Below are 23,498 nucleotides of genomic sequence, written 5' to 3'. Positions count from 1 at the left end.
CTTAACTTCAAGACCTCCGGCAAATTCCGAGACACTGTCTCGGAATTTGGAGAACCGGGAAGAGAATTACGAGACGGTGTCTCGTAATTCTGGTAAACAATGAAAAATGAACGCATATTCTCCAGGTTATCGACTGAATATCCTCTGCCGAAAACACCCGTTAAATACTGACTCAATCCCACCATGGTTTTTGTACCGTAAGCGGCATAGGTTTTTCCTTGCTGTTCATCTTCTACGATCATCCTACCGATTTGAAAGTAGGTTGACACCATCGTTGAATTAACATTCCTGACAATGCTGCGTTTGGCTTGTTCTATCAGTTCCTGGACCGATAGAAACAGTTCTTGTTGTGCCGCCGGTTTCATTAACTTACCTTTTTAAGATGATTGACTGAATTGCCTTTACGCACCGCTTTTCTTTTAGAGGTGGCTGGCTCCAACTTTTCCCTTAACACATGCATATCGTCACTGATCTTTTTGAGCAGCACCCTGGCATAAATTTGCGTGGTTGCGATCTTGGTATGCCCCATCATTTTACTGACCGTTTCAATTGGGACATTGTTGGAAAGTGTAATGGTGGTGGCAAATGTGTGCCTTGCTACGCCGAATGTCAGCACCTTTTTGATCTGATTAATAATGCCGATCTCTTTTAGGCAGCTATTAACTCTTTGATTGGAGATATTAGGAAATAAAGTTCCGGTTATCGCGGCACGATCAGTATGCCGGTAGCGTTCTAATATTTTAAGCGCTGTTGGCAGGATAGGTATATTGGTAGGTTCGTTACTTTTCTGCCGGAAGAATTTGATCCATTGGGCACCATCTTCTCCAATCCTGATGTTGCCTTCATTCAAATTCATCAGATCAACAAAAGAAAGACCGGTATAACAGCTAAAGATGAAAAGGTCACGCACCATGTTCAGCCGCTCCGCTGAAAACTCTTTATTTTGGATGGCATTTAATTCCGTCTGGTTGAGAAACGCAGTTTCTACTTTCTTATAACGGAACTTGTAATTCTTAAAAGGGTCTTTGGATATCCAGGTCAGTTTCAATGCTAGTGTGGTCATTTTACGCAGGCGGATCAGGTGTTTCATTACCCCGTTATTGTTCAGCGGCTTCTGGTGATCCTTCGGCTTATGATTTCGAAGAAAGGTTTCAAAGTCAATGATGAACTTATAGTCGATATCGTTAATGCGGACATCGGTTGTGTTACGCTTTTCTTTCAGGAATTTTTCCAGGTAGCGACGGGAAACCGCATAGTGTTTGAGCGTGCTCCAGGTCAGAGAAGCCGAGGCGACCTCATGATGATAGTCCATCAACTTGCTAAGAGAATAAGTTTCCTCCGTGTCCTCGCCCAGGAAAATGGATTTGAGTAATTGCGGTGTTACTTCTTTACCGGCGATCTGTAATTGCTGGTAGTAGGTGGTGATCGTAAATTTGACTTCTTCCAGGTAAGCGTTCGTGTCTTCTGCCTCTGGAACTTTTATTTTTACGCCGCCTTTTCCTTTGTCCCAATTTTCAACTTTAACATGATGCTTTAAAGCAAAATGTATCCGGTCTTTGTTAATGGTAATACAGGCGTAAACATTTGTTACACCATCCTTTGCTTTGTCTTTTTTAATGGTGAAATGCAAACCAAATGACTGCGATGTTCTCATCTTTTTTACAGTTTGAAATGAATAAATGATTAATTACATCCTGAAACCGTCATTTTCAGGGCGCATTTAAGGCGCAGGAATAAATGTTTATTTTAGTCTCTTTGAGTACTTTTTGGGCTATTTCAGTACCATTAACTAATTGTAAAACAAGTCCTTAACTCTTAAATACGCCCCGAAATTAAAAACTAATTTCAGGTAGCCGGATAGGGGTTCCAAAGTGTGTATTCGTAAGGACTGAAAAGGATTAGAATAAAATAAAAAACCCTCTAAATCAACGACTTAGAGGGTTTTAAGAAGCGGTTAAACTTCATTTTGTGCGCCCACCTGGGCTCGAACCAGGGACCAAAAGATTATGAGTCTTCTACTCTAACCGACTGAGCTATAGGCGCCGGAATTCTGTAGTGTTTTTCCGGGTGCAATTTTACATATTTGTGCTCAATTAGCCAAATCAAATATGCAAAACATCAAAAATATCATCTTCGACTACGGTAACGTTATATTCAGTATCGATTTTGGCCTCACTAACTAAGTGAGTAACAAGCCTGAGTAACATTTTGAGTAACAGTAGTAGAAAGAACGATTATTTTGCACTCGTTTACAAAACGTCACAAATATAGCTAAAAGCAACAAATTGCATCGAAATAGGACTCGTAATGTGTAAACAATCTGTACTTGCTTAAGCCTCAATTTTCATCAAAAGCTACTCCTGCTATTAGATTTAAAAGTCTTAATGGAAATATTACCAGTAAATTAAGACAGTAAAATATCAGTGTATAACCCCTTATATTTAGGTGTCTTATTTATAAATTAGAATATGCCTGCCGACACCCTAAAACAGTTGTTTGATTTTTTAAAAGACAACAGAATCTATAATAAAGAAGTACAACAAGCATTCTACAGATCAGTAATTTTGCCGTATCAATCTCCTAATGATAAAATTATATCGTTGCTACACCTGGAGATTCTGATGAACTAGACCACCTGATTCCGGGGCAAGCTGACCACCAATTCCGGGGCAAACTGACCAGGGGATTCCGGAACAAACTGACCACCCTCAACGTGTAGCAAATGCTGTAGAAGCAACCATCTTTCGGAGGCAACATATACCTCCAAACATGGCCAATTCGACGATCAGCATGAGTAAGATTAGAAAGATTTTAAGGATGTACAGCCAGCAGCGGCCCATAATGACCATCGCTGCTCAGACTGATGCATCCCGGAATACCGTAAAGAAGTACCTGGCAGCCTTTAAAGCCAGCAGCTTTACCTTTGAAGAGATCGATGCCCTTAACGATAAGGAACTCGAAGATCTCTTCGGGAAAAGCAAAGAACACCCGCCTACCAGCCGTATGCAGTCCATGCAGCGCTGTTTTCCCCAAGTAGATAAAGAACTCAAACGCACCGGTGTCAACCGGTATATGCTATGGGAATCCTACCGCAAAGAGTTTCCTGACGGTTACCAGTACAGCCAATTCTGCTTTTATTACAGCCAGTGGAAAGCCAGGGTCAACCCGACCATGCACATGGATCACAAAGCCGGTGATAAGCTTTATGTGGATTTTGCAGGCGAAAAGCTAAGCTATACCGATAAGGATACCGGTGAAGTTATTGCAGTAGAGGTCTTTGTGGCTATCCTCGGAGCCAGTCAGCTTACTTATGTAGAGGCGGTTCCGAGCCAGCAAAAGGAAGACTTTATAGCGGCCTGCGAGAATACGCTGCACTTTATCGGCGGCGTTCCTGCCGCCATTGTGCCGGATAACCTGAAGGCAGCTGTAACCAAAAGCAGCCGCTATGAACCTACTTTGAACGAAACGTTTGAGGACTTTGCAGACCATTACGGCACCACCATACTACCAGCGCGGGCGTACCGCCCGCGTGATAAAGCACTGGTAGAAGGTGCCGTTAAGGTCATCTATACCAAGATCTACGCACCTATCAACCGGGTTACCTATCATTCTTTAAAAGAGCTGAATACAGGTATATGGGAAGCATTGGAAACCCATAACAGCCAGTTGCTTAAAGGACGTAACTACAGCCGCAGGCTACAGTTTGAAGAGATCGAACGGCATACCCTGATGCCACTGCCTGTCCTGCTTTACCAGTTCAAAAAGCACTTTTATGCTAAGGTGATCAAGAATGGCCATGTCAACCTTGGCCCTGATAAACACTATTACAGCGTGCCTTACCGCTTCATCGGTAAACGGGTTAAGCTGTTGTATTCCCGCACCATCGTGGAGATCTATTCCAACTATGAACGTATTGCCCTGCATAAACGGGCAAAGAACCCTTACGGTTATACGACCGATAAAGACCACATGGCCACTACGCACCGCTTTGTAACTGACTGGACACCTGATAAGTTCTTAGATTGGGCAGCATCTATCCATGAGGATGTAAGGCTGTATATCCTAAAGATCCTTGACCGGAAGCAACACCCGGAGCAGGCTTACAAGTCTTGCCTGGGTGTACTTGGCTTCGCCAAGAAAGCCGGGAACGAACGCTTAACGATGGCCTGCCAGCGTGCACTCAGCTATGGTATTCATAACTATAAAACGATACAAACGATCCTGGAGAACAAGATGGATGGCTAGGAGGAAAGCCTGTTTGCCGACGAGCTGCCGATGCCTAACCATGATAATATCCGGGGAAAAGACTATTACAAATAACCATTAAACAACAAATAACATGAACACAAGTACATTGGACAAACTGCGGAAGATGAAGTTCTTCGGCATGTTCCATGCCTTCAAAAGCAGCATGGAAACGGGTAAAACAAATGATTATACAGCGGATGAACTGCTGGCTCACCTGGTAGATGCCGAGTGGGATGACCGGCAAAACAGGCGTATAGAACGGCAGATATTGTATGCTAAGTTCCGCTATAAAGCTTCGATAGAGGACGTGCATTACCATGCTGACCGAAGCATCGACCGTAACCAGATCATGCGGCTGGCAGACTGTACATTCATTGATCGCAATGAAAATATCCTGGTCACTGGCAGCACTGGTATCGGTAAAAGCTATGTGGCTTCTGCTGTGGGCTACCAGGCCTGTATGCTGGGCTACAGGGTGCTTTATGCCAGCACGCCTAAGCTGTTCGCTAAACTAAAGATGGCTAAGGCAGACGGCTCCTATATCAAGGAACTCGCCAAACTTGAACGGCAGCAATTGCTTATACTGGATGATTTCGGTATCCAGCCCTTTGATGCACAAAGCAGGGCTGCGCTAATGGAACTTATTGAGGACAGGCATGGCAAAACCTCGCTGATCATAACCTCACAGTTACCGGTAAGCAAATGGTTTGAAGTGATCGGTGAAAAAACGGTTGCTGATGCGATCCTGGACCGGATCGTTCATGATGCACACCGCATCGAATTGAAGGGGGGATCTATGAGAAGAAAACGTAACGTTGAACCGGAAACCAGCTACTAATGAAAATACCTTTTAAATAACTATTTTTGTACACGCTTTTATAGCGTTTGCTGCACGCCCCACGTCAGCTAATTGCCTGGTCAGTTTGGCCCGGAATCAGGTGGTCAACATCTCCATAACATACATTATGGAGGCCTATAATTTGAAAGAAGTTAGGATTCAAAAAGTCACTGAAGATATTACTTTGCAGATTTTAAAGCCTACAATTGGTACCGCTTTTTTAGCAGACCTTATATTTAAAACCAATCGTTTACCGCTAGATGAGTTTGGTAGAACAATCTACGATGCTTCTAAATTGATAGTGAGATCGGACACCGACGCACACAGTAAACTTATTGATAGAAAGGCTATAGAATTTATAGTTGCTCCACTTATTAAAAACAATGTTTTGTTTCTTGGAGAAATAGGAAATCATTTAGCTCAATGGAAATCTTTAGGTGGGCAGGATTAAACTAAAAATCATTTAGTCATTTGACCTATCTCCAGGCAGTAGTCCCTAATCAATATCATTTTCTTCATCCCTCACTGCTTTTGCGGCTTACTCATAGAATCAGCCATGCGTCTTAATCGACAATAATTATTCATTTAGTTACCAGGCTTAAATAAAATTCCGGATAGATACATACCAATTATCCAAGTCGGCCTTATATGTCGAAAATTTATTGAGAACAAATATATTAAAAGCTATTAGGCTAAGAGAATGAGCATATTGCGTGACCATCTGTACATCTTTCAAATATCTGATTTGAGTACTAGTAAAATCTCTTCGTCCATTCCAAACTTACCCTTCAAGATATCTTTCCGTACGCAGCTTTGGCGGTATGAAAATGGGGAAGACCTGTATTTTCATCCCTGTTAAAAGTGCTTAGAGCTTTGGATATTAGCCTATATGATTTTTTTTAAAGAAGGATTCGACAAAGCTGTTTAGTTAGTATGACTAACTGAAAACTCTTTTTGATAGGGTTATTATCCTAGCTATTCTTTTGTTTTTGTATCATATTAAGTTCGATCATTAACAAATTTTAATTAAGTAAATCTTATAACATTGTTAATTTACCTAATAAATTATTGTTTAGGTGCTCTTTGTGCATGGAAGTTGATTTTTAAGTTTTCAAACGCTTTAATAATATTAATTAATGATTAGAGCTGGAAACACTATCCCTGTTTGCAAGTCGATTTACTATCAGCTTTCATCTATCATTTCCATTGCTATGAGTTAATTGTTTGCTCATTAGTTAAGTGTAAATAACTGACACAGATTACAACTTCTATTGATATATTGTGGCCAAGTTTTAAAGCTTAAACGTATCACAATTTCATGAAAAAACTTCTACTGGCAATCTGCCTTTAATAGCGGCAAGTAATTCCTACGCACAAAGCACATTTCCAACTGATGGCAGCAATGTTGGCATCGAAGCAATAACGCCAGCAAACAAACTTGAGATCAAGGCAAACGTGGGTTCGAGCGCATTGCTTCGTCTTTATAATTCTAACGCTACGGATGGCCGGGCAAGCATACTCTTTGGGAGTGATAAGTTGCCCCTGCAACAATGGGAAGTAGGACAAAATGCGGGAGGTGGAAACAAATATTTCGGTATAAGGGATATAACAGCAAGCGGCTTTCCAGTAAGGTTCCTGGTTAATACGGATGGTAATATCGGGTTGGTACTTATACACCACAGGCAAGTCTTGATGTCAATAACAATTCAATAATTGGCACTAGAGCGGGTAAGCTTGTAACTGCTTTAACGCTAGTTAAAAATGGAGATGCAAATGGCACTGACTATTCAACGCTTCTAATTAAGCATAGCGGAGTAGGAAGTAATCAATTCACTAATTCTGCAACAGATGTTGGTGTTATAAGAATCCAGGGCTTTAACGCATCTGTTGCCAATAAGGCAATTAACTCAAATGATAATTTCTATGTTTTTACAAATGGTACAGTTGGCATAAACACCAATTATATACCAAGCGGGTTTAACTTGGCTGTTAATGGGAGTGCTACAGCAACCTCAGTCACTGTAATGGTCAGAAGTGCCTGGCCGGATTATATTTTTAACCCGTCTTATCATGCTCTAAATCTAAGTGATATTAAAGCCTACATAGACAAAAATCATCATTTACCTGAAATCCCTTCGGCGCAAGAAGTGGCTAAAAGCGGGATCAATTTAGGAGAGATGAATACGAAGCTTTTGAAAAAAATAGAAGAGTTGACTTTATACCTCATTGAAAAATGATAAGGAGCTAAAGTTACAAAAGAAATTACTTATCGATCAACAAAATCAACTTAATAACGTGAATAAAAAATTACATATCTAATTACACCATTTAAATCTTCCAAATTCCATAAAAAAAATCTTCGTCCTTGTTATACTGCTTTGCAGCTTGCAGTTTTGTTATGCGCAATGGACTACCGGCACAGATATCAGCAATACCAACACTGGAAATGTGGGTATTGGTATTACAACACCTACTTACAAGCTTGATGTAAATGGAATAATTAGAACAAATAATAATATAATAGCACCCTCATTAAATTCTCAATATTTAGGGTTTGGAGCCGATGGTAGCTCAACTGTTTCATTTGCAGCGGGCAATAATGTGCTCGGTAGCGCAACAAGTTCTTCTGAATATAATGTAGCGTTAGGCTTTCAAGTTTTGAACTCAAATACAACAGGAGTCGCAAATTTGGCAATAGGTTTCGGTACGTTAAATGCAAATACTACTGGTTCACAAAATATAGCGATAGGAATGTATGCATTAGGATTTGGCAATACTACTGGAGGTAACTCCATAGCTATTGGCCCTCAATCATTACGATATGCCACGGGCGGCCAAAACTTGGCTGTGGGCACCTATGCTGGACAAAGTTTAAGAACGGGCAGCAATAACATATTTTCGGTATCGGTTCTGGGTCTTCTGTAACAACAGGGAATAATAATTTACTCATTGGTCAGTGTGGTGCAGGATCGGACCCAGGCATTACCACCGGCTCAAATAATACTATAGTAGGGTCTTTCTTAAGAGGATTTTTACCCTCAATGAGTAATCATATTATTCTGGGTGATGGAAGTGGAAACCAACGACTGGTAATTGATGATCGGGGTTATACCGGGATTGGCACGACTAATCCAGATGCAAAACTTACACCGATGCCAACTCTAAGCAAGACCAAATTAACGGAATACCGTTTAACAGGCCAAGCCCGTAATATTATTAAAATAGATAAAAATAACGGGCTGGGTTATTGAAGAAAGTTCGAAACAGACGATGACTGGTAATGCAGAAATAATAGATAATCCCCGCGTCCCAGGTGGCGCCAACCTACCTTTAAGTTTCAGTTCAGATATAAAGACAACAAATAGATAGCATTAAGCTATTTTTAGAGTGAAAGAATATTTTACTGAATATGTTATATTTTTGCTGATTTTTTTAACAGTTTGGTAAACAAACTGTTATGTCGAACTGTTACATAAATTGTAGACTAAGCATTTGCCATGAACCCAAAAAGCGGCGAATATAGACCTTGATTTCGGTCATGGAAGAGTAGAAAAACGGACCTGCCAGGCCATAGACAACCTTACTTTTTTAGACGATGAAGAGGATTGGCCAGGACTAAAAAGCATCGCTAAAATCATCTTGGGAGGTACAGACAACGGAGCGGAAAAGAATCCACCGAAACGAGATATTATATATCTTCACTTCCGGCAAGGCCCAAAGTGCTCGGTAATGCTATCCGAAGACATTGGGCTGTAGAAAATATCTTCATTGGACACTTGATATGATTTTCAAGGAGGATAATTGACTCAAAAAGAAAGGAAACTCACCATTAAACTACAATATCATCGCAAAATGTGCCTAACTATCATCGAAAGAGAAACCGAATCGAAAGGTAGCAAATCGCAAGAAAGAAAACGGGCTGCTTTAGATGATGAGTTTAGAAGTATACTCATCGCTGATCAACAAGTTAAAAGCGATTTCCCTGCACCTCTCATGACCTACTTCACAAGTTTATAAAATTAATCCAAGCCCAGCACAATGCTGGAGTTTTTTTATAATCATAAATTGGTCTTACGCTACGTACTAATCCACCTAAAAAAAACACTCATCAGACACTATGATATTTCCATATAAAATTAATAGATTCGTTACATCCTTATCAAAATGCATAATACACCCCTAAAAACAGATAAAAATCGCTTAACCGCGTATACCCTCACTGAAATTTTAGTGGTTTTAGTGATCATCGGCATTCTGGTTTTGCTGGCACTACCCAACCTCCTCCCTTTAATTACCAAAGCAAAAAGCACCGAAGCCAAAGTACAGCTGGAACATATTCAAACGCTGGAAAAAAATTATTTTTACGAACATTCTAAGTATACAAACGACCTGACGGAATTGGGTTTCATCCAGGAGAAGTTAAGTACAGATACCAAAGACGGCAGGGCCAACTACCGTATCGAAATTACCAACTTCACTAATACCACTTTTACAGCCAAGGCAACTGCGGTGGTTGATTTTAATGGCAATGGTACCTTTAATGTCTGGCAAATAGATCAGGACAAAACTTTAAAAGAAGTAACGCCTGACTGAGATGTTCATTGTCAAAATGCTGGTTCTTATTTTTTTGTTAATCATTTTTATAGAAGATATGTTAAGCCGCTCGGTGCACTGGTTTTTATTTCCGATGCTGTACGCCGCCTTGTTGATTACCGGTTATTTTTCTGGTAATGGCTTAGCTTCGGTATTGCAGCACAGTTTATATAATACGTTATTTATCGTGTTGCAGCTGGTTGTTTTGACGGTTTACTTTTCTATAAAAAGCGGAAAGCTCACTAATATTGCTAACGGATTGCTGGGTTGGGGCGATATTCTACTACTGATCAGTATTACGGTCTGTTTCTCCTTAGTTAATTTCGTGCTCTTCTACACCAGCAGTTTAATTTTTGTGCTGCTGACTTGGGGTATGGTTAATTACTTTTCAAAGAACAAGCAACAGCATATTCCCCTGGCCGGACTGCAGGCTCTGGTATTTTCCGTACTATTTATTGCTACGTGGTTTCATCCGGCATTCGACTTAAATAACGATGAATGGATCATCAATAAACTACTAATCTACTGATGAACCTGGCAGAAGAAATTACTTTATCGGCAGACCAGGTACACCTGCTGACCAAAGAGCAGGCCTGGCATTATAAGATCCTGCCGAAGGCTAAAGGGCAGGGCGTGTTCAGCCTGTACTGCGAAGATAATATTGATGCCGATACTTTATTAGCCGAACTGGAGGTCTTAACCGGTGAAAATATCCGACTGGTGCCTACACCATCACCGGTGATCAATAAACTCCTTTCCAAATACTACCTGAAAGAAAGTGCTGGGCAAGGTGGGAATCAACTGAGCCTGAACAATGCTGACGATTTTCTAATTAACCTGATCCGGGAAGCCAAAAGTTTAAAGAGCAGCGATATTCATGTCGAAAACTACGAACACAAATGCCGGGTGAGGATTAGAATTGACGGGATGATGGTAGAGCGTTACTTATTAAAGCATGAAGATTACCCGGCGCTGATCAACAAGATCAAAATCCTTTCCAACCTGGATATCGCCGAAAAACGGTTGCCCCAGGATGGCCGCATCAACTTTAAAACAGGCGACCAGCAGTTTGACATCCGCGTATCGATACTCCCTACATTACACGGCGAAAAGGTAGTGCTGCGTTTGCTCAATAACGATGCAACAGACATTGACCTTTACAAGCTCGGTTTTTCCAAAGAAGATCTGGAAAACTATTTGCAGGGTGTAAAACGTCCTAATGGGATACTACTCATCAGCGGGCCTACAGGCTCCGGGAAAACGACCACTTTGTATGCCACACTAAAGCTCCTCAACAAAGAAACGCGGAATATCCTCACTATTGAAGACCCGATTGAGTATACTATGGAAGGCATCAACCAGGTGCAGTTAAAGGAAACGATCGGTTTGAGCTTTTCGGTTGCGCTAAAAACGTTCTTAAGGCAGGATCCGGACGTAATCATGGTAGGAGAGATCAGGGATAGTGAGACGGCCAACATGGCTATCCGGGCCGCATTAACCGGCCACCTCGTTTTATCAACCATACACACTAACTCCGCTTGGGGAACAGTCTCTCGTCTGATCGATATGGGCATTCCGCCATTCTTATTGGCTAATACGTTAAATACCACGGCTGCCCAGCGGTTGATCCGGTTGTTATGTCCGCATTGTAAAAAACAAGAGTATTTCGATCCTGCTTTGTATCCTAAGCAATTTAAACCCTACCGCGTGGTCAACCATCACAATATCCCACAAGGTTGTGAGAAATGCCATTATACAGGGTACAAAGGCCGTAAAGCGGTTTATGAAGTGATTCCTATTGACCAGGAATTTGCCCTAGCTATTAAAAATGCCGATATGAGCGTAGGTGATCTGCTTTCCGAACGCGGCATACAAACATTGGCAGAAAATGCTTTTAATCTTTTTAGCGAGGGTAATACCTCACTGGAGGAAATCTACCCCCTGTTATTTAACTATTGATTTAAAACCTATAAATGGATAAAGCTTTTACCCGATTACTATTATTCGTTTTCTTTGTTTTGTTAGCGCCGGTATGGTCAATGGCGCAGCAGCAAAATCGCATTGACCAGCTTAAACTACGGCTAGACAGCCTGTCTGCAACGATTCCCGGATTAAAAGAACAAGTGCAGATCTCCGTTGCAGGCGCATCGGTAAAGGATTATTTAAATGCGATAGCACGGGCTAATAAACTGAGTTTTCATGTCGATCCAGCTTTAGACTTTAAGATCAATACTACATTTACAAACGTTACAGCGGCTAACATCCTGATACTGATGGCTCAGCAATACAACCTGGATATCACGTCCATTGGATCGATCATCGTAGTTAAACCGTATCACGATCCTAAGGAAAATGTCAGGCCCGCTGCCAAAATTCTGGGCGTAAAATACCAGTCGGAACAAGGGCTTTTATCACTGGAACTTAATAATGATTCCCTAATGGCTGTCACCCGGAAAGTAACACAGCTTTCTGGCCGGAACATTATTGTCCCTGCTGCACTTCAAGGTAAAATGGTGAATGCCTATATCGCTTCAGCGCCGTTTGATATGGCAATCGAAAAACTGGCCTATGGTAACGAACTGAAAGTGGTCAAAACCAATGATAATTTCTATTTATTTCAACCCTTAGAGGATGGTGAACAGCTTTATGTAAATGGGGATAACCATACTGCGGTTCGTAAAACCTTTAAAGCCCAAACAGCTGCTGGTGCCACCGGTAATACCGGCTTGTTTAGCCGGGTTGTTAACGGGCAAAAACTGTTATCTGCTGATGCGACCAATGCGCCGATTCTGGATATGGTCAAAGCGGCATCGCATGAATGTAATAAGAGTTATTTTATCTATTCGGACATTAAAGGTACCATCTCCATGCATGCCGCTGATTTATCTTATGATGACTTTATGGACATGCTGTTTAAAAGTACGGGATATACTTACACGCAGGAAAAAGGAGTATATATGTTTGGTGAACGAGGCCTAGAAGGTTTAAGAACTAATAAAGTCATTCAATTGCAGAACCGCTCTATAGACACAGTGATGGCCATGATCCCGGCGGATTGGAAGAAAGGGGTAGAGATCAAAGAATTCAGAGAGCAGAATACCATTCTTTTATCAGGTTCTAAGCCCCAGATTGCAGAGATAGAATCTTTTATCAAGCAGATCGACCTGCTGGTACCTATGGTGTTGATAGAGGTAACACTGATTGACTTTCATAATACCAGGACGGTTTCTACGGGTATTGCTGCCGGCGTTTCGGACAGTGTTAAAACCGGGGGCAGCGTTTTACCGGGATTGAATTTTACCATGAGTGCTAATTCTGTAAATAGTTTTTTGAATAAGGTAAGTGGAGTTGCCCACATCAATCTGGGGCATGTTGTACCCAGTTTCTACGTGTCGCTACAGGCTTCGGAAAATAAAGACAATGTAGATATCCGTTCTGTGCCTAAACTTTCGACGCTAAACGGGCACTATGCAACGTTAAGTATTGGCAATAGCCGGTGGTATAAAAACACGCAGGCTAATGTGATTCCTTCTGCAGCAACCTCACAAACAATTCTCTCTAATACTTATACAGAAACTAAAGCTGATTTAAAAATTGACATCAAGCCTATCGTTTCCGGGGATGACCAAGTGACCTTAAATATCAAGGTAAATATTTCTGATTTTACATCTATTCCGACCGATGGTTCCCCTCCACCAAAATCTACCAGTAATTTTGAGTCGATCATCAGGGCTCATAATGAAGATACAATTGTGTTAGGTGGTATTGAACGTACAGAAAGTAATGAATCCGGCTCCGGAATCCCTATCCTTTCCCGTATCCCTATACTCAAGTATATCTTTAGTTCGAGGTCAAAAACAAATGCCAAAGTAGTAACCGTCGTATTTATCAAACCAACCATCATCCGTTAGCCGTTATGTTTGAAAAGTATTACCGTTTTAATAAAGTTGCAGGGCTTAACATCGAGGTCGATAAAGATGGGAATGCTAGTTATAGTGCGTGCTTATTAAGCATCACCGGTAATCAACTGGCTTTAGATCAGAAAATAACTGGTTTAAACGATATCAATGAATTAAAAAAACATATCCCCGCTAAAACGATTATTGCAGTGAATCTGGTAGGTAAGGGTGTATTAATTAAGCAAACAGCCAGTATTACATCAGAAGATGAGCTGAACTTTGCCAGCATTCTTCCTAATGCCCAAGAGCGTGATTTTTATACACAGCTCTTCAATTCAGGCGATAAATTATTTGTATCCTTCATCAGGCAGCAGGAAGCAGATAAGTGGATCGCCCAATTAAAAAATCTGGATTTTATACCAGTAGTATTTAGCCTTGGCCCGTTTGTGATTGGGCAGGTTATTAACCAGTTGAATATATACGGACAGGAGATCGTCTTTGATAACCATGTGATTCAACGCGATGAACAATTGAATTGGATCACTTATCAATACAGCTTATCAGCCTCATCTGCATATCCGTTCAAACTAGAGAATGAGCAAATTGATGAAGCGCTGTTACTGCCTTATGCAGCTGCTTTTCAACTGGCTTTATACCCCAACATTGATTTGATTAGGGCAAACCATGTTACCCTATCAGATCAACTACAAAAACGGTCAGATGGCATTAAGCTAAAAGTACAAAGTGCGACAGTATTAGTATGCTTTTTCGTACTGCTATTAGGTAACTTTTTATTGTTCTCTTATTACAATTCTGCCAATCTGAAACTGGCCGGTCAGGTAGGTCAAAGTGTAAAGTTGGCCAATAATGCAGAATCACTGGCTGACAGTTTAAAAGCTAAACAACAATTACTGGCAGCCATCGGCTGGGAGGGCAAGGTAGACAAAAGTATTATGATAGATCAGATAGCACAGTTGTTACCCGCAGAAGTGAACTGGCAGCAAGTGGCAGTAGACCCGCTGGGCCCGAATCCTGATCATGGGGTTAGTCAGGATGTTTTTGCCAGCAGACAGATCAGGATCAATGGCACATCTGCACGGATTATCCCGGTTAACGAGTGGATTGCCCGGTTGAAGACCAAAAGCTGGGTTAAGAATGTTCAGTTGCAGAGTTATTATTTCAATAATGAATTGAATACCGGGCAGTTTGTGGTTGCTATAAATTACTAATCATGATTAGAAAGCTTCGTTTAAATACTACTTACACGCTTATTGCCGGCGCTATATGCTTGCTGCTGATCAGCTATCAGTTAGCTCTAAAAAATACGCTGGAAGCTTGGCAGTTAAACAAGAAACTGAACGCACAGGTCAATAAGGTAACCATAGCGGAACAGCCTGCTTACCTGGAGCGACAGGACAAAGCATTGGCCGCCATTATTAAGGCCTATCAAACAGACACGGTTAATTACCGGAATACGATCGTTAGCCAAATCTCCGAGATCGGGGATAAAGAGCATGTACGCATTGTAGAGGTTCCAACACAAACCAATTTTTCCACGGGTCAATATCTCGTTCAAAAGATTAACCTGAAGGGTGACTTCTTTGCTTTGCTCAGAACGCTCAATCATTTACAGGAGTTGAATGGGATTGGCTATGTAAGGTCGGTTTTATTAAAGAAAAATGCAAATCCAAACCGCATGAAGGAAGATAAGGAGGTTTTGTTGGATTTATATTTAGAAGTAATAAAGCAAAGAGATTTTTAAATACAATATGCTATTAAATACAATTTGAGCAATAATCTCATCATAACATGAAAAAGCTATTTTTTGCTATTCTGCCATTGTTGGCTACAGCCAATGTTTACGGTCAGTTTAGTACCACTGGAACTATTACCTCAACACCTAACACAGTTGGAATCGGCACGACAAATCCATTGGGCCTTTTAGACGTAACAGGGACAGTTACAAATGCTGCATTGTCAAATACAGTGAAAATCAATGCGGCTATTTTAAAAGACCATACCAGTTATGGCGGTATTTATCTAGGTTATGATAATTTAAGCCAAACAGGTGTAATCGGGGGAGCTACAGCTGGAAATCCAAGTAATCTGGCCTTTGGAATTACAGTGGATCTACATGGTTCGACGCGATGCGACTAACCTCCACGGGAAATTTGGGTATAAGTACTGGAACTCCACAGGCGAGGTTCCACGTTCTTAGCACTGGATCTTCTATTAATGCCGCGATACAATATACAGGTGATTTGATCATCCAAGATAATCCGGGAGTTAGAAATTCCAGTACCGGCGCTTCGTTAGAATTTGTTATTCCAGCCAATACGGATGGAAGCAACCCATGGGGACAGGCACGAATTATTACTGTAGGAGCCAATGGGACAAATCAAGATGCAACGGGCAAGATGATTTTAGGCACGAGGAGGATGTTCGACAAGTGGATAGTCAATGGCACTACCTGGAATTATGGAGATGATCTGGTTATTGATGGGGCAGGCAATGTTGGTATCGGTACAATTAATCCTAATGGCTATAAACTTGCCGTCAAAGGACTAATGCATACGCAATCTATCCAGGTTGACATGAATGGGTGGTCTGATTATGTTTTCGACAAAGAATATGATCTTGCTACATTAAAAGATTTAAAATCTTATATCGACAAAAATAACCACTTACCCGAAATTCCATCAGCAGACGAAGTTGCCAGAGATGGTATCAATCTGGGAGAAATGAATGCTAAGCTGCTGAGGAAGATTGAAGAACTTACTTTGTACCTGATAGAAGAACATCAAAATAATCAGGAACTAAAATCTACTGTTGCAAATCTTAAAAATGAGGTGACTTTAGTGAAACGAAAACTTCGTAATAAATGATAAAATAATTTAAAATGAGAAATCTACTTTTATTGCTTTTCTTATGCTGCCCTTTTTTCGTAAAAGCCCAGTATAGCTATGCGCTTGTTTCTAATACGGATCGGCCAACACTACTTGTAGGTACATTGGGGCCTAACAATACTGGGAACTATCAGAAACTTCAGGTTGATGTATTTGGAGGTGGTTGGGGTGCCAATACATTGGGTAAGACTACTTATTATGTAGGAAACCGTAATGGTATAACCATTACGCAAACAACCATGGGAAGTGCGTCTTCGAGTTTTACGATCAAGGCATATGCCCAGTCGAATGGGACGACCAATATCTACCTAATATGTACAGCGGACTATGCTTCTTTTGCAGTAAACTCTTTGTTTTTTGCCTATAATACGGTTCAGGCTATAACAGTCGGCCCACAAACTCCAACAGGAATAGACATCACGCCAATAATATTGCCCGTTATGATTACAGATCAAAACGGTAATATCTCATTAAACACTATTGATAATAAAGGATATAAACTAGCCGTCAATGGAAGCGCAATTGCAACTTCAGTAACCGTTAAATTATATGACCAATGGTCTGACTATGTTTTCGACAAAGAATATGATCTTGCTACATTGAAGGACGTAAAATCTTACATCAATAAGCATCACCATTTATCCGAAATTCCCTCAGCAGACGAGGTTGCCAGAGATGGCGTCAATTTGGGAGAAATGAATGCCAAGCTTTTGAAAAAGATCGAGGAACTGACTTTGTATTTGATTGAAAAAGATAAACAGTTAAATGACCAGCAAGATCAGTTAAATAAAATTAAGAATAAACTCGGAATTAAATAGTTATCAACGCTTTACAGAAGTAATTTATCTTCATAACATGAACTCTAAAGTCGTATTCATTCTTTTATTACTTTCTGTTGGTGTTTCTTTAACACTTTCTTCCTGCAAGGATCTTATAGAACCTGATATAAGCAACAGGCAAGTTGTGGCGGAAGCTCCCGGAGACAAACTGCAAACGCAAAACTACAGCATGAATTTTTGGTGGGATGATTTAGAGGATGCGCTTCAATACAGGTTGCAAGTAGTCTCGCCCAAATTTGATTCCATTCCTTCGCTGGTGCTAGACACGATCATTAAGGGAACTAAGTTTTCGATTAATTTAAGTCCTGGCTATTATCAGTGGCATGTCCGTGCGGAAAATGGCAGTTCCAAAACAGCTTACTCACAGGCTAAATCATTTACGATTCTACAGTCATCAATTAAGCTACAAAAAGTGCAGCTGTCCACCCCTGCAAATAATTTTTTAACCAATCAAAATAGTTTATCTTTCAGCTGGAGCCCATTATATGGTGCTACACAATATCACCTGGAAATTGATACGGCTAATTTCGCTGATGAAAAAAGTATCTATTATGATAAAACCATTTCCGGCCAGCAAATCAATGTGACCCTTAGTAAGGACCAGGTTTATCAATGGCGTGTAATGGCCATCAATGATACGGCGCAGGCACAGTGGTCGGCTATTAATACATTCACGTATGACCGTACGCCACCGGCCGCAGTAAAACAAATTGCTCCGGGAGATAAGACCACGCTCAATAACCCGGTCAGTCTCCAGTGGAACACGGTCAGCACGGCAGTTAAGTACAAATTGTATGTGTATAAAGCTGATGGTACGACACCTTACAGCAGCAGTTTCCCAATGCTTTTGACGGCGACGAGTTATAATTTTACAACAGGCTCATCGGGAGATACGGTATACTGGAAAGTTACAGCAATTGATGCTGTAGGTAACGAAGGACCTGCAAGCGATACGCGAAGTTTTATGATCCAATAATTGTAATCATGAAAAATAAACCTGTTACTTATTTTTTGATTGCTGCAGTAATTGGTCTTTGGGGAATTATTATTTACCGGATAGTAGATGCTACGGGTAGCAATGAGGATCTTTCCATTAGTAATAATGCGATACTGCCACGTAAAAAAGCCTTGGAAGATTATACAAACATGAAAGATACTACGCATTTGTTGTTGAACTATCGTAACCCGTTTGATGAAGCAACTAAAAAAGAAGAGCAGGAAATCCCGGTGGCAAAATTGATCAACCAAGCGCCTGTGAATCACATCGCTCCGGCAAAGGTTTCTATGAACTGGAGTTTTATTACCTACACTGGTTATATTAGAAACTCGAAGTCGAAGCAATTGCTGGCAATCGTCAATATTCGCGGCGTAGAGTACATGATGGCAGAGGGAGAAACTGATGCCCAGGTTAAACTGGTTAAAAATTTAAGAGATTCTATTAAAATCACTTTCGGTGGTCAATCGAAGTTTATTGCGATGAATACGAAATAATGAAAAAATTAATCCTATTACTGCTATTACCGGTTTCGGCATTGGCACAAAAAATGCCCGATATGGGTTTAAATAAAATCCGGATTACAGAACAGGATCAAACGATTGTTGCCGAAATTGAACCTGTATCAGGGGATATCGCTATTCAGGATAACAAGCTTTATTTCTGGTATAGCAGTAATGGTATTCATACCACGCAGGGCGGTTACAGTGGTAGAGTATTAAATGGTTTGTATACGGCTTATTATTACAATAAAAATCTGAAAGAGCAGGGCGAATTTAAAAAGGGATTGAAAGATGGTACTTGGAAAACCTGGAATGAAAGCGGGAAGCTATCCAAAGAATTAACCTGGAAGAAAGGGACTATGGACGGTAATTTTACGCTATACGATGAAGCCGGCAACTTGAAACAAACCGGAAGGTACCAGGACAATTTACTAGAGGGCCAGTCGGTGCTTTATCTGGGAAAGGACTCTACCAAAACCATTAAGTATCACCACGGGCAGTTAAATAATACAAAAGATCTGACCATTTGGCAACGACTCTATCTCGTTAAAAAAAACAAAGATTCCACCAAAGTAAAGATTTCACCTAAAAAAGAGCATCAAGCTAAATCAAAGACCAATAAAACTCCATAAGCCATCATCGTGATTAAATCATCGGCCTTATATATTGTAATTGTAATTGCGCTAGTTATCGCCTTGCTATGCTCTTCTTTAATCGTAGCTGCCTATTTTTACAGAGCGCAATATCAACGAAAATTCAGGTATGATTTGCTCAAGAATAATGTGAATTCCGGTGTAAACATCCTACTTGCAGGAAGCGACCATGCTTATTCAACCAAAAAGATGAGTTTATTTGGTGGCGAACAGGATTCAGTTTTACTTAAAAATATTTGCTGGGGTATGTATGATGTAGGAGTAGCCCGTTCTTTCATCCACGCCGACACACTAACGGAAATATTTTCAATTGCCTCCAAAGTGGATTCCGTTAAATGGGCTGCATTATACCTGATCGATGAGGACAGACCCTTATCCGTTAGCGGAAAAACAGAAATCAAAGGCAACGCTTTTTTACCTAAAGCCGGAGTTAAAGAAGCTTATGTAGATAACATGGCCTATACCGGCAATAAGAAATTGGTTCAGGGTATAAAAAAAAACAGTGAAAAAGCATTGCCAGTTTTAGATGAAACCCGAATTGGTAACATTAAAAGTCTTTTTAATTGGAAGGCTGGCCGGGATAGTACTTTAAATGATGATTCTTTGAATAAGTCATTTATGGCTGATATCAAGGTCATTAGCCTTGGTAAAAAAACATTACTCATACGGCAAAAATTAGAGGGATATATCCTGATCCGGTCAGATACTATAGTCACTATAGCGAATACAGCACAATTAAATAACTTGGTCATTTGCGCCAGATTCATCAATGTTCAATCAGGTTTTAAAGGAACGTGCCAATTATTTGCGACAGATTCTATCCATATTGAAAAGAATTGTCAATTTGAATATCCATCCGCCATTGGAGTGCTCCAGTTCGAATCCACTACCCTGAAAGCCGCTCCGAAGATTATTATAGATGCGGGTACTATTATTAACGGTGCCGTGTTCAGTTATCAAAAATCCCAATCTGAGGTAAAACCACTGATAAGCCTGGGCGATCATACAACCATTATCGGGCAAATTTATTCTCAGGGTATTTTAAGTTACAAAAAGCAAATTGTCGTTAATGGAAGTGTCTTTACCAATCGGTTTATATATCAAAGCAGCAATACCATGTATGAGAACTACCTGATCAATATACTGATTAACAGCGATCGGCTCTCCCGTTACTATTTAACCAGCGACCTTTTGCCCGCTGCTTCAGCTAAACGTAAAGTATTGCAATGGCTCAAATAAAACAATACCGGACACGAAACCGCATGCAGGCATCATCTATACTGGAGGTTGTGATCGCTATGGTCATTATCGTATTTGTGATTGGTATTGCATTGATGATCCTGTCTAATGTTTTGCGGTTATCCTTGTCTGTAAAGCAAGTTAAGGCCAATGCCATTTTGCAACAGGAGTTGATAAAAACAAATCAAACTGGCAACGTAAGTGATGAAATTTTACACATTAATGAATGGCGGATGGAGAAAATCTTCAAATCATCCAATTTAGGTGGATCATTACTGGAAGCGGATTTTACGCTCTATGATCAAAATAATACGCGGATTACAGAACTCAAAAGTATGATCATTCATGAAACTAAATAAGCAACGCCTGGCTGCATTTACAATACTGGAGCTTACTGTGGTGATGCTACTCTCGGCTATTGTAATCGGGATCACATATACAGCTTACAGCATCATGAGCCAGTCCTACTTGAATTTCACCAATAAGAATGAGGCCATGGGGATGCTGATTAGGGTTGATGAATTATTGAGGAAAGATTTTGAAAGAAGTGAGGCCATAGCATTAGATCATCACTTAATTACATTTCAGGATTCAATAGCCATAATAAAATATCAGATCGAACCGGATTTTATTGTGAGAACTGGGCTCAGCACGGACACCTTTAAATTGAAAACAGCTGGAGTATGGACAGACTTTGAAAGTAATCCGGTTACTATTGATGAGCCAAGCACAGACACTGCCCAACAAATAGATGAATTGTCAATAAATCTTTTATTGAAAGCTGATACAATCACTTATCATTATCATAAAGTTTATAGTTCACAAAACTTAATTAAAGCAAACGCACATGCCGTCAATTGACTTACGCAGATACGAAGTTAAAAAAGTAACAAATAACGCGGTAAGGTTGGGTTCCGAACCCAGTATACTGGATTTGCTTAACCGCGATATCAGTTTTGGTAGTAAGGAGTTAAGCGATAAGCGGAAAGAATATCTGTACCTGGAATTAGGCTCATTGCTGCAAGCTGGAATTAACCTGAAAAGTAGTCTGGACCTCGTCACTGCTGATCAAAAAAAGGAAAAAGACAAAAAGCTCTTTGTTGCCATACAGCAAAGTGTGCTAAATGGATCAACCCTGTCTTTGGCGTTGAAAGAGAGCGGACAGTTTTCGCTTTACGAGGTCTTTAGCTTGCAAATTGGGGAAGAAACGGGAAAAATTATCGAGGTATTAACCGATCTGGCCAGGTATTACCAAAACAAGATCAAACAACGAAGAAAGATTGTTTCGGCCTTAACTTATCCATGTATCGTTATGGCATCCTCGCTTGGTGCTGTATTTTTTATGCTGAAATTTATTGTGCCCATGTTTGGTGACGTGTTCAGGCGATTCGGAGGGCATTTACCCTGGATTACCGAGAAAATTATCAATATCTCCAAAGCATTGGAAGATAACTTTTACAAAGGATTCATATTAACCGTACTGATCGCGATTGCTTTATTTACCTTTCGTAACAGCTTGAAATTTAAAAGGGTATTATCCAAAATGGTTTTGAAAATACCGGTAGTAGGTAATCTGGTGCAAAAGATCTACCTGGCACGCTTCTGTAATTCTATGCGACTATTGATCAACGCGCGATTGCCTTTGCTAAAGGCGATCGCATTAATTCGTCAAATGATTAATTATTATCCCATTGAATCCGCATTACTTATTATCGAAGACGATATCATGAAGGGAAAAACACTTTATCAAAGCATGCAGCAATTCGGAATCTTCCCAGCTAAAATGATCCAACTGGTAAAAGTTGGGGAGGAGACGAACCAGCTTGATTATTTCTTCGCTAAGATATCAGAACAATATATAGAAGAGGTTGAATATAAAACCAGTACGCTCAGCAGTGCTATGGAACCGCTGATCATTATTTTTCTGGGCTTTATCGTTGGGATTATCTTAATTTCTATGTATCTACCACTTTTTCAGATGAGTAATAGTTTTCAATAATTTGTGAAGAGTTAGATTTATTACTAAAATTAGATATAAATGGTTAACCGTATCACAATTTCATAAAAAACTGCTATTGGCAATTTTCCATTTATTAGCTATCAGCTATTCTCACGCACAAAATTTATTCCGCCTGCCTAATGGTATTATTGGCATCAGGACTGGATATTCCGCGAGGCTTGACCAGGCGATTCCATACGCTTTGGAGCATTGAGTGGTGTAGGCTAATAGGAACGATCACAATTGAAAATTAATAAATTAAAATGGTCACCCTTACGTAATCAACTGTTTGCTATTCCGTAACAGGGTGATCAATGGCTCTGGAATGTCCATATTTATGCTAAACCGAATAAAAGGAGAATTTGATTTTCGAGAGAATGTTCGAGGCTATAAAATAATTCCTTTATTCAAACTTAACGACAAGAAAGTATGTCGGCAACGGAAATCAATTGTTCTTTATAGAGCTAACCAACAATGATATTAATAAGAAAGGAAGAGCATCTCGGCTTGGCTGGATTCGAGCATAGATATAACCGCTTTTTTTATTTCAAAAGACTTTAAGGAAGTTTATTACGGAAAAGGAGATTTTACTCAAGCTTTGGTATTATGAAGGCAAGCAATGGTGAAAGCTGAAGAATAATTTGTCAGTTTATTAGATCTGCATTATGAAAATTAGATCCGTACGCTAAAAGCTGTAGATCAAAAGAAGTGTTATTAATTTTTGATTTAAATTATAATAATTGGTTTAAAATGGTTAATATATGAATTTAAGGGAAACCCATTTTGA

At 40.2% G+C, this 23,498-nt stretch carries 24 protein-coding genes and 1 tRNA gene; 22 read left to right on the top strand and 3 right to left on the bottom strand.

The features are described from left to right. The 3 genes from RG47T_RS26730 to RG47T_RS13380 form a co-directional block, all read right to left on the bottom strand. Positions 1–365 (bottom strand): DUF1016 N-terminal domain-containing protein (locus tag RG47T_RS26730; RefSeq protein WP_253187518.1); only part of this gene is annotated, 365 nt, incomplete at its 3' end. After that, the gene (locus RG47T_RS13385) at positions 365–1,654 is read right to left on the bottom strand and encodes a site-specific integrase (protein ID WP_074489941.1); all 1,290 of its coding nucleotides are present in this window, start codon (positions 1,652–1,654) and stop codon (positions 365–367) included. The genes RG47T_RS26730 and RG47T_RS13385, both read right to left, overlap by 1 nt. A 315-nt stretch (positions 1,655–1,969) precedes the next feature. Then, a tRNA-Ile gene (locus RG47T_RS13380) sits at positions 1,970–2,043 on the bottom strand. A gap of 747 nt (positions 2,044–2,790) precedes the next feature. Here RG47T_RS13380 and istA point away from each other — a divergent pair. The 22 genes from istA to RG47T_RS13270 all read left to right on the top strand — a co-directional run bounded on the left by istA (position 2,791) and on the right by RG47T_RS13270 (position 22,711). Next, complete coding sequence (gene istA / locus RG47T_RS13375) at positions 2,791–4,245, top strand: IS21 family transposase (RefSeq protein ID WP_245770894.1); 1,455 nt, start codon at positions 2,791–2,793, stop codon at positions 4,243–4,245. 94 nt (positions 4,246–4,339) lie between these two features. After that, entirely contained in the window at positions 4,340–5,086 is a 747-nt protein-coding gene (istB, locus tag RG47T_RS13370) for an IS21-like element helper ATPase IstB (RefSeq protein ID WP_074487516.1), read from the top strand. 127 nt (positions 5,087–5,213) lie between these two features. Next, positions 5,214–5,537 carry a hypothetical protein gene (locus RG47T_RS13365; protein ID WP_139235754.1) on the top strand — a complete coding sequence of 108 codons (324 nt, stop codon included), beginning with the start codon at positions 5,214–5,216 and terminating at the stop codon, positions 5,535–5,537. 1,573 nt (positions 5,538–7,110) lie between these two features. After that, positions 7,111–7,323 (top strand): hypothetical protein, encoded by a 213-nt coding sequence (locus tag RG47T_RS13360; RefSeq protein ID WP_139235755.1) that lies wholly within the window; start codon positions 7,111–7,113, stop codon positions 7,321–7,323. A gap of 148 nt (positions 7,324–7,471) precedes the next feature. Beyond that, complete coding sequence (locus RG47T_RS13355; protein ID WP_074489938.1) at positions 7,472–8,011, top strand: hypothetical protein; 540 nt, start codon at positions 7,472–7,474, stop codon at positions 8,009–8,011. Positions 8,012–8,127: 116 nt separating this feature from the next. Further along, positions 8,128–8,337: a hypothetical protein gene (locus RG47T_RS13350; RefSeq protein ID WP_074489937.1), complete on the top strand. Its 210-nt coding sequence runs from the start codon at positions 8,128–8,130 to the stop codon at positions 8,335–8,337. A gap of 913 nt (positions 8,338–9,250) precedes the next feature. Further along, positions 9,251–9,679 (top strand): type IV pilin protein, encoded by a 429-nt coding sequence (locus RG47T_RS13345; RefSeq protein WP_074489936.1) that lies wholly within the window; start codon positions 9,251–9,253, stop codon positions 9,677–9,679. Positions 9,680–9,695: 16 nt separating this feature from the next. Then, positions 9,696–10,208, top strand: a complete 513-nt coding sequence (locus RG47T_RS13340; protein WP_216351055.1) for a hypothetical protein — start codon at positions 9,696–9,698, stop codon at positions 10,206–10,208. Then, a complete protein-coding gene (locus RG47T_RS13335) occupies positions 10,208–11,638 on the top strand; it encodes a GspE/PulE family protein (RefSeq protein WP_074489934.1) in 1,431 nt (476 codons plus the stop codon). Before RG47T_RS13340 ends, RG47T_RS13335 begins: the two co-directional genes overlap by 1 nt. A 14-nt stretch (positions 11,639–11,652) precedes the next feature. After that, complete coding sequence (locus RG47T_RS13330; RefSeq protein WP_074489933.1) at positions 11,653–13,590, top strand: type II secretion system protein GspD; 1,938 nt, start codon at positions 11,653–11,655, stop codon at positions 13,588–13,590. Positions 13,591–13,595: 5 nt separating this feature from the next. Then, on the top strand, positions 13,596–14,807 hold the full coding sequence (locus RG47T_RS13325) for a hypothetical protein (RefSeq protein WP_074489932.1): 1,212 nt from the start codon (positions 13,596–13,598) through the stop codon (positions 14,805–14,807). Between the two features lie 2 nt (positions 14,808–14,809). Continuing rightward, positions 14,810–15,340 carry a hypothetical protein gene (locus RG47T_RS13320; protein ID WP_074489931.1) on the top strand — a complete coding sequence of 177 codons (531 nt, stop codon included), beginning with the start codon at positions 14,810–14,812 and terminating at the stop codon, positions 15,338–15,340. Between the two features lie 47 nt (positions 15,341–15,387). After that, a complete protein-coding gene (locus RG47T_RS13315) occupies positions 15,388–15,735 on the top strand; it encodes a hypothetical protein (protein ID WP_074489930.1) in 348 nt (115 codons plus the stop codon). A gap of 104 nt (positions 15,736–15,839) precedes the next feature. Continuing rightward, complete coding sequence (locus RG47T_RS13310) at positions 15,840–16,463, top strand: hypothetical protein (protein ID WP_139235758.1); 624 nt, start codon at positions 15,840–15,842, stop codon at positions 16,461–16,463. A gap of 14 nt (positions 16,464–16,477) precedes the next feature. Continuing rightward, positions 16,478–17,302, top strand: a complete 825-nt coding sequence (locus tag RG47T_RS13305; RefSeq protein ID WP_074489928.1) for a hypothetical protein — start codon at positions 16,478–16,480, stop codon at positions 17,300–17,302. Positions 17,303–17,339: 37 nt separating this feature from the next. Beyond that, positions 17,340–18,299, top strand: coding sequence for a fibronectin type III domain-containing protein (locus RG47T_RS13300; protein WP_074489927.1), 960 nt, complete (start codon positions 17,340–17,342; stop codon positions 18,297–18,299). 8 nt (positions 18,300–18,307) lie between these two features. Beyond that, complete coding sequence (locus tag RG47T_RS13295) at positions 18,308–18,814, top strand: hypothetical protein (RefSeq protein ID WP_074489926.1); 507 nt, start codon at positions 18,308–18,310, stop codon at positions 18,812–18,814. Continuing rightward, the gene (locus RG47T_RS13290) at positions 18,814–19,452 is read left to right on the top strand and encodes a toxin-antitoxin system YwqK family antitoxin (RefSeq protein WP_074489925.1); all 639 of its coding nucleotides are present in this window, start codon (positions 18,814–18,816) and stop codon (positions 19,450–19,452) included. Before RG47T_RS13295 ends, RG47T_RS13290 begins: the two co-directional genes overlap by 1 nt. Positions 19,453–19,461: 9 nt before the next feature. Beyond that, the gene (locus tag RG47T_RS13285; protein WP_139235759.1) at positions 19,462–20,712 is read left to right on the top strand and encodes a hypothetical protein; all 1,251 of its coding nucleotides are present in this window, start codon (positions 19,462–19,464) and stop codon (positions 20,710–20,712) included. Beyond that, positions 20,700–21,071 carry a hypothetical protein gene (locus RG47T_RS13280; RefSeq protein ID WP_074489923.1) on the top strand — a complete coding sequence of 124 codons (372 nt, stop codon included), beginning with the start codon at positions 20,700–20,702 and terminating at the stop codon, positions 21,069–21,071. Before RG47T_RS13285 ends, RG47T_RS13280 begins: the two co-directional genes overlap by 13 nt. Next, positions 21,058–21,573, top strand: a complete 516-nt coding sequence (locus tag RG47T_RS13275) for a PulJ/GspJ family protein (protein ID WP_074489922.1) — start codon at positions 21,058–21,060, stop codon at positions 21,571–21,573. The genes RG47T_RS13280 and RG47T_RS13275 overlap by 14 nt, the downstream gene beginning before the upstream one ends. After that, positions 21,560–22,711 carry a type II secretion system F family protein gene (locus tag RG47T_RS13270; RefSeq protein WP_074489921.1) on the top strand — a complete coding sequence of 384 codons (1,152 nt, stop codon included), beginning with the start codon at positions 21,560–21,562 and terminating at the stop codon, positions 22,709–22,711. The genes RG47T_RS13275 and RG47T_RS13270 overlap by 14 nt, the downstream gene beginning before the upstream one ends. The last annotated feature ends 787 nt before the right edge of the window (positions 22,712–23,498 follow it).

This window comes from Mucilaginibacter polytrichastri (assembly GCF_001911425.1).
GTDB lineage: Bacteria > Bacteroidota > Bacteroidia > Sphingobacteriales > Sphingobacteriaceae > Mucilaginibacter > Mucilaginibacter polytrichastri.
Note: the sequence above shows the minus strand (reverse complement) of the source record. Positions and strands in the feature narration are given on the sequence as shown.

Coding starts and splice junctions, on each gene's coding strand:
- RG47T_RS13385 (WP_074489941.1), bottom strand. CDS start 1,654: ATGAGAACATCGCAGTCATTTGGTTTGCATTTCACCATTAAAAAAGAC.
- istA (WP_245770894.1), top strand. CDS start 2,791: ATGAGTAAGATTAGAAAGATTTTAAGGATGTACAGCCAGCAGCGGCCC.
- istB (WP_074487516.1), top strand. CDS start 4,340: ATGAACACAAGTACATTGGACAAACTGCGGAAGATGAAGTTCTTCGGC.
- RG47T_RS13365 (WP_139235754.1), top strand. CDS start 5,214: ATGGAGGCCTATAATTTGAAAGAAGTTAGGATTCAAAAAGTCACTGAA.
- RG47T_RS13360 (WP_139235755.1), top strand. CDS start 7,111: ATGGTCAGAAGTGCCTGGCCGGATTATATTTTTAACCCGTCTTATCAT.
- RG47T_RS13350 (WP_074489937.1), top strand. CDS start 8,128: ATGAGTAATCATATTATTCTGGGTGATGGAAGTGGAAACCAACGACTG.
- RG47T_RS13345 (WP_074489936.1), top strand. CDS start 9,251: ATGCATAATACACCCCTAAAAACAGATAAAAATCGCTTAACCGCGTAT.
- RG47T_RS13340 (WP_216351055.1), top strand. CDS start 9,696: ATGCTGGTTCTTATTTTTTTGTTAATCATTTTTATAGAAGATATGTTA.
- RG47T_RS13335 (WP_074489934.1), top strand. CDS start 10,208: ATGAACCTGGCAGAAGAAATTACTTTATCGGCAGACCAGGTACACCTG.
- RG47T_RS13330 (WP_074489933.1), top strand. CDS start 11,653: ATGGATAAAGCTTTTACCCGATTACTATTATTCGTTTTCTTTGTTTTG.
- RG47T_RS13325 (WP_074489932.1), top strand. CDS start 13,596: ATGTTTGAAAAGTATTACCGTTTTAATAAAGTTGCAGGGCTTAACATC.
- RG47T_RS13320 (WP_074489931.1), top strand. CDS start 14,810: ATGATTAGAAAGCTTCGTTTAAATACTACTTACACGCTTATTGCCGGC.
- RG47T_RS13315 (WP_074489930.1), top strand. CDS start 15,388: ATGAAAAAGCTATTTTTTGCTATTCTGCCATTGTTGGCTACAGCCAAT.
- RG47T_RS13305 (WP_074489928.1), top strand. CDS start 16,478: ATGAGAAATCTACTTTTATTGCTTTTCTTATGCTGCCCTTTTTTCGTA.
- RG47T_RS13300 (WP_074489927.1), top strand. CDS start 17,340: ATGAACTCTAAAGTCGTATTCATTCTTTTATTACTTTCTGTTGGTGTT.
- RG47T_RS13295 (WP_074489926.1), top strand. CDS start 18,308: ATGAAAAATAAACCTGTTACTTATTTTTTGATTGCTGCAGTAATTGGT.
- RG47T_RS13290 (WP_074489925.1), top strand. CDS start 18,814: ATGAAAAAATTAATCCTATTACTGCTATTACCGGTTTCGGCATTGGCA.
- RG47T_RS13280 (WP_074489923.1), top strand. CDS start 20,700: ATGGCTCAAATAAAACAATACCGGACACGAAACCGCATGCAGGCATCA.
- RG47T_RS13275 (WP_074489922.1), top strand. CDS start 21,058: ATGAAACTAAATAAGCAACGCCTGGCTGCATTTACAATACTGGAGCTT.
- RG47T_RS13270 (WP_074489921.1), top strand. CDS start 21,560: ATGCCGTCAATTGACTTACGCAGATACGAAGTTAAAAAAGTAACAAAT.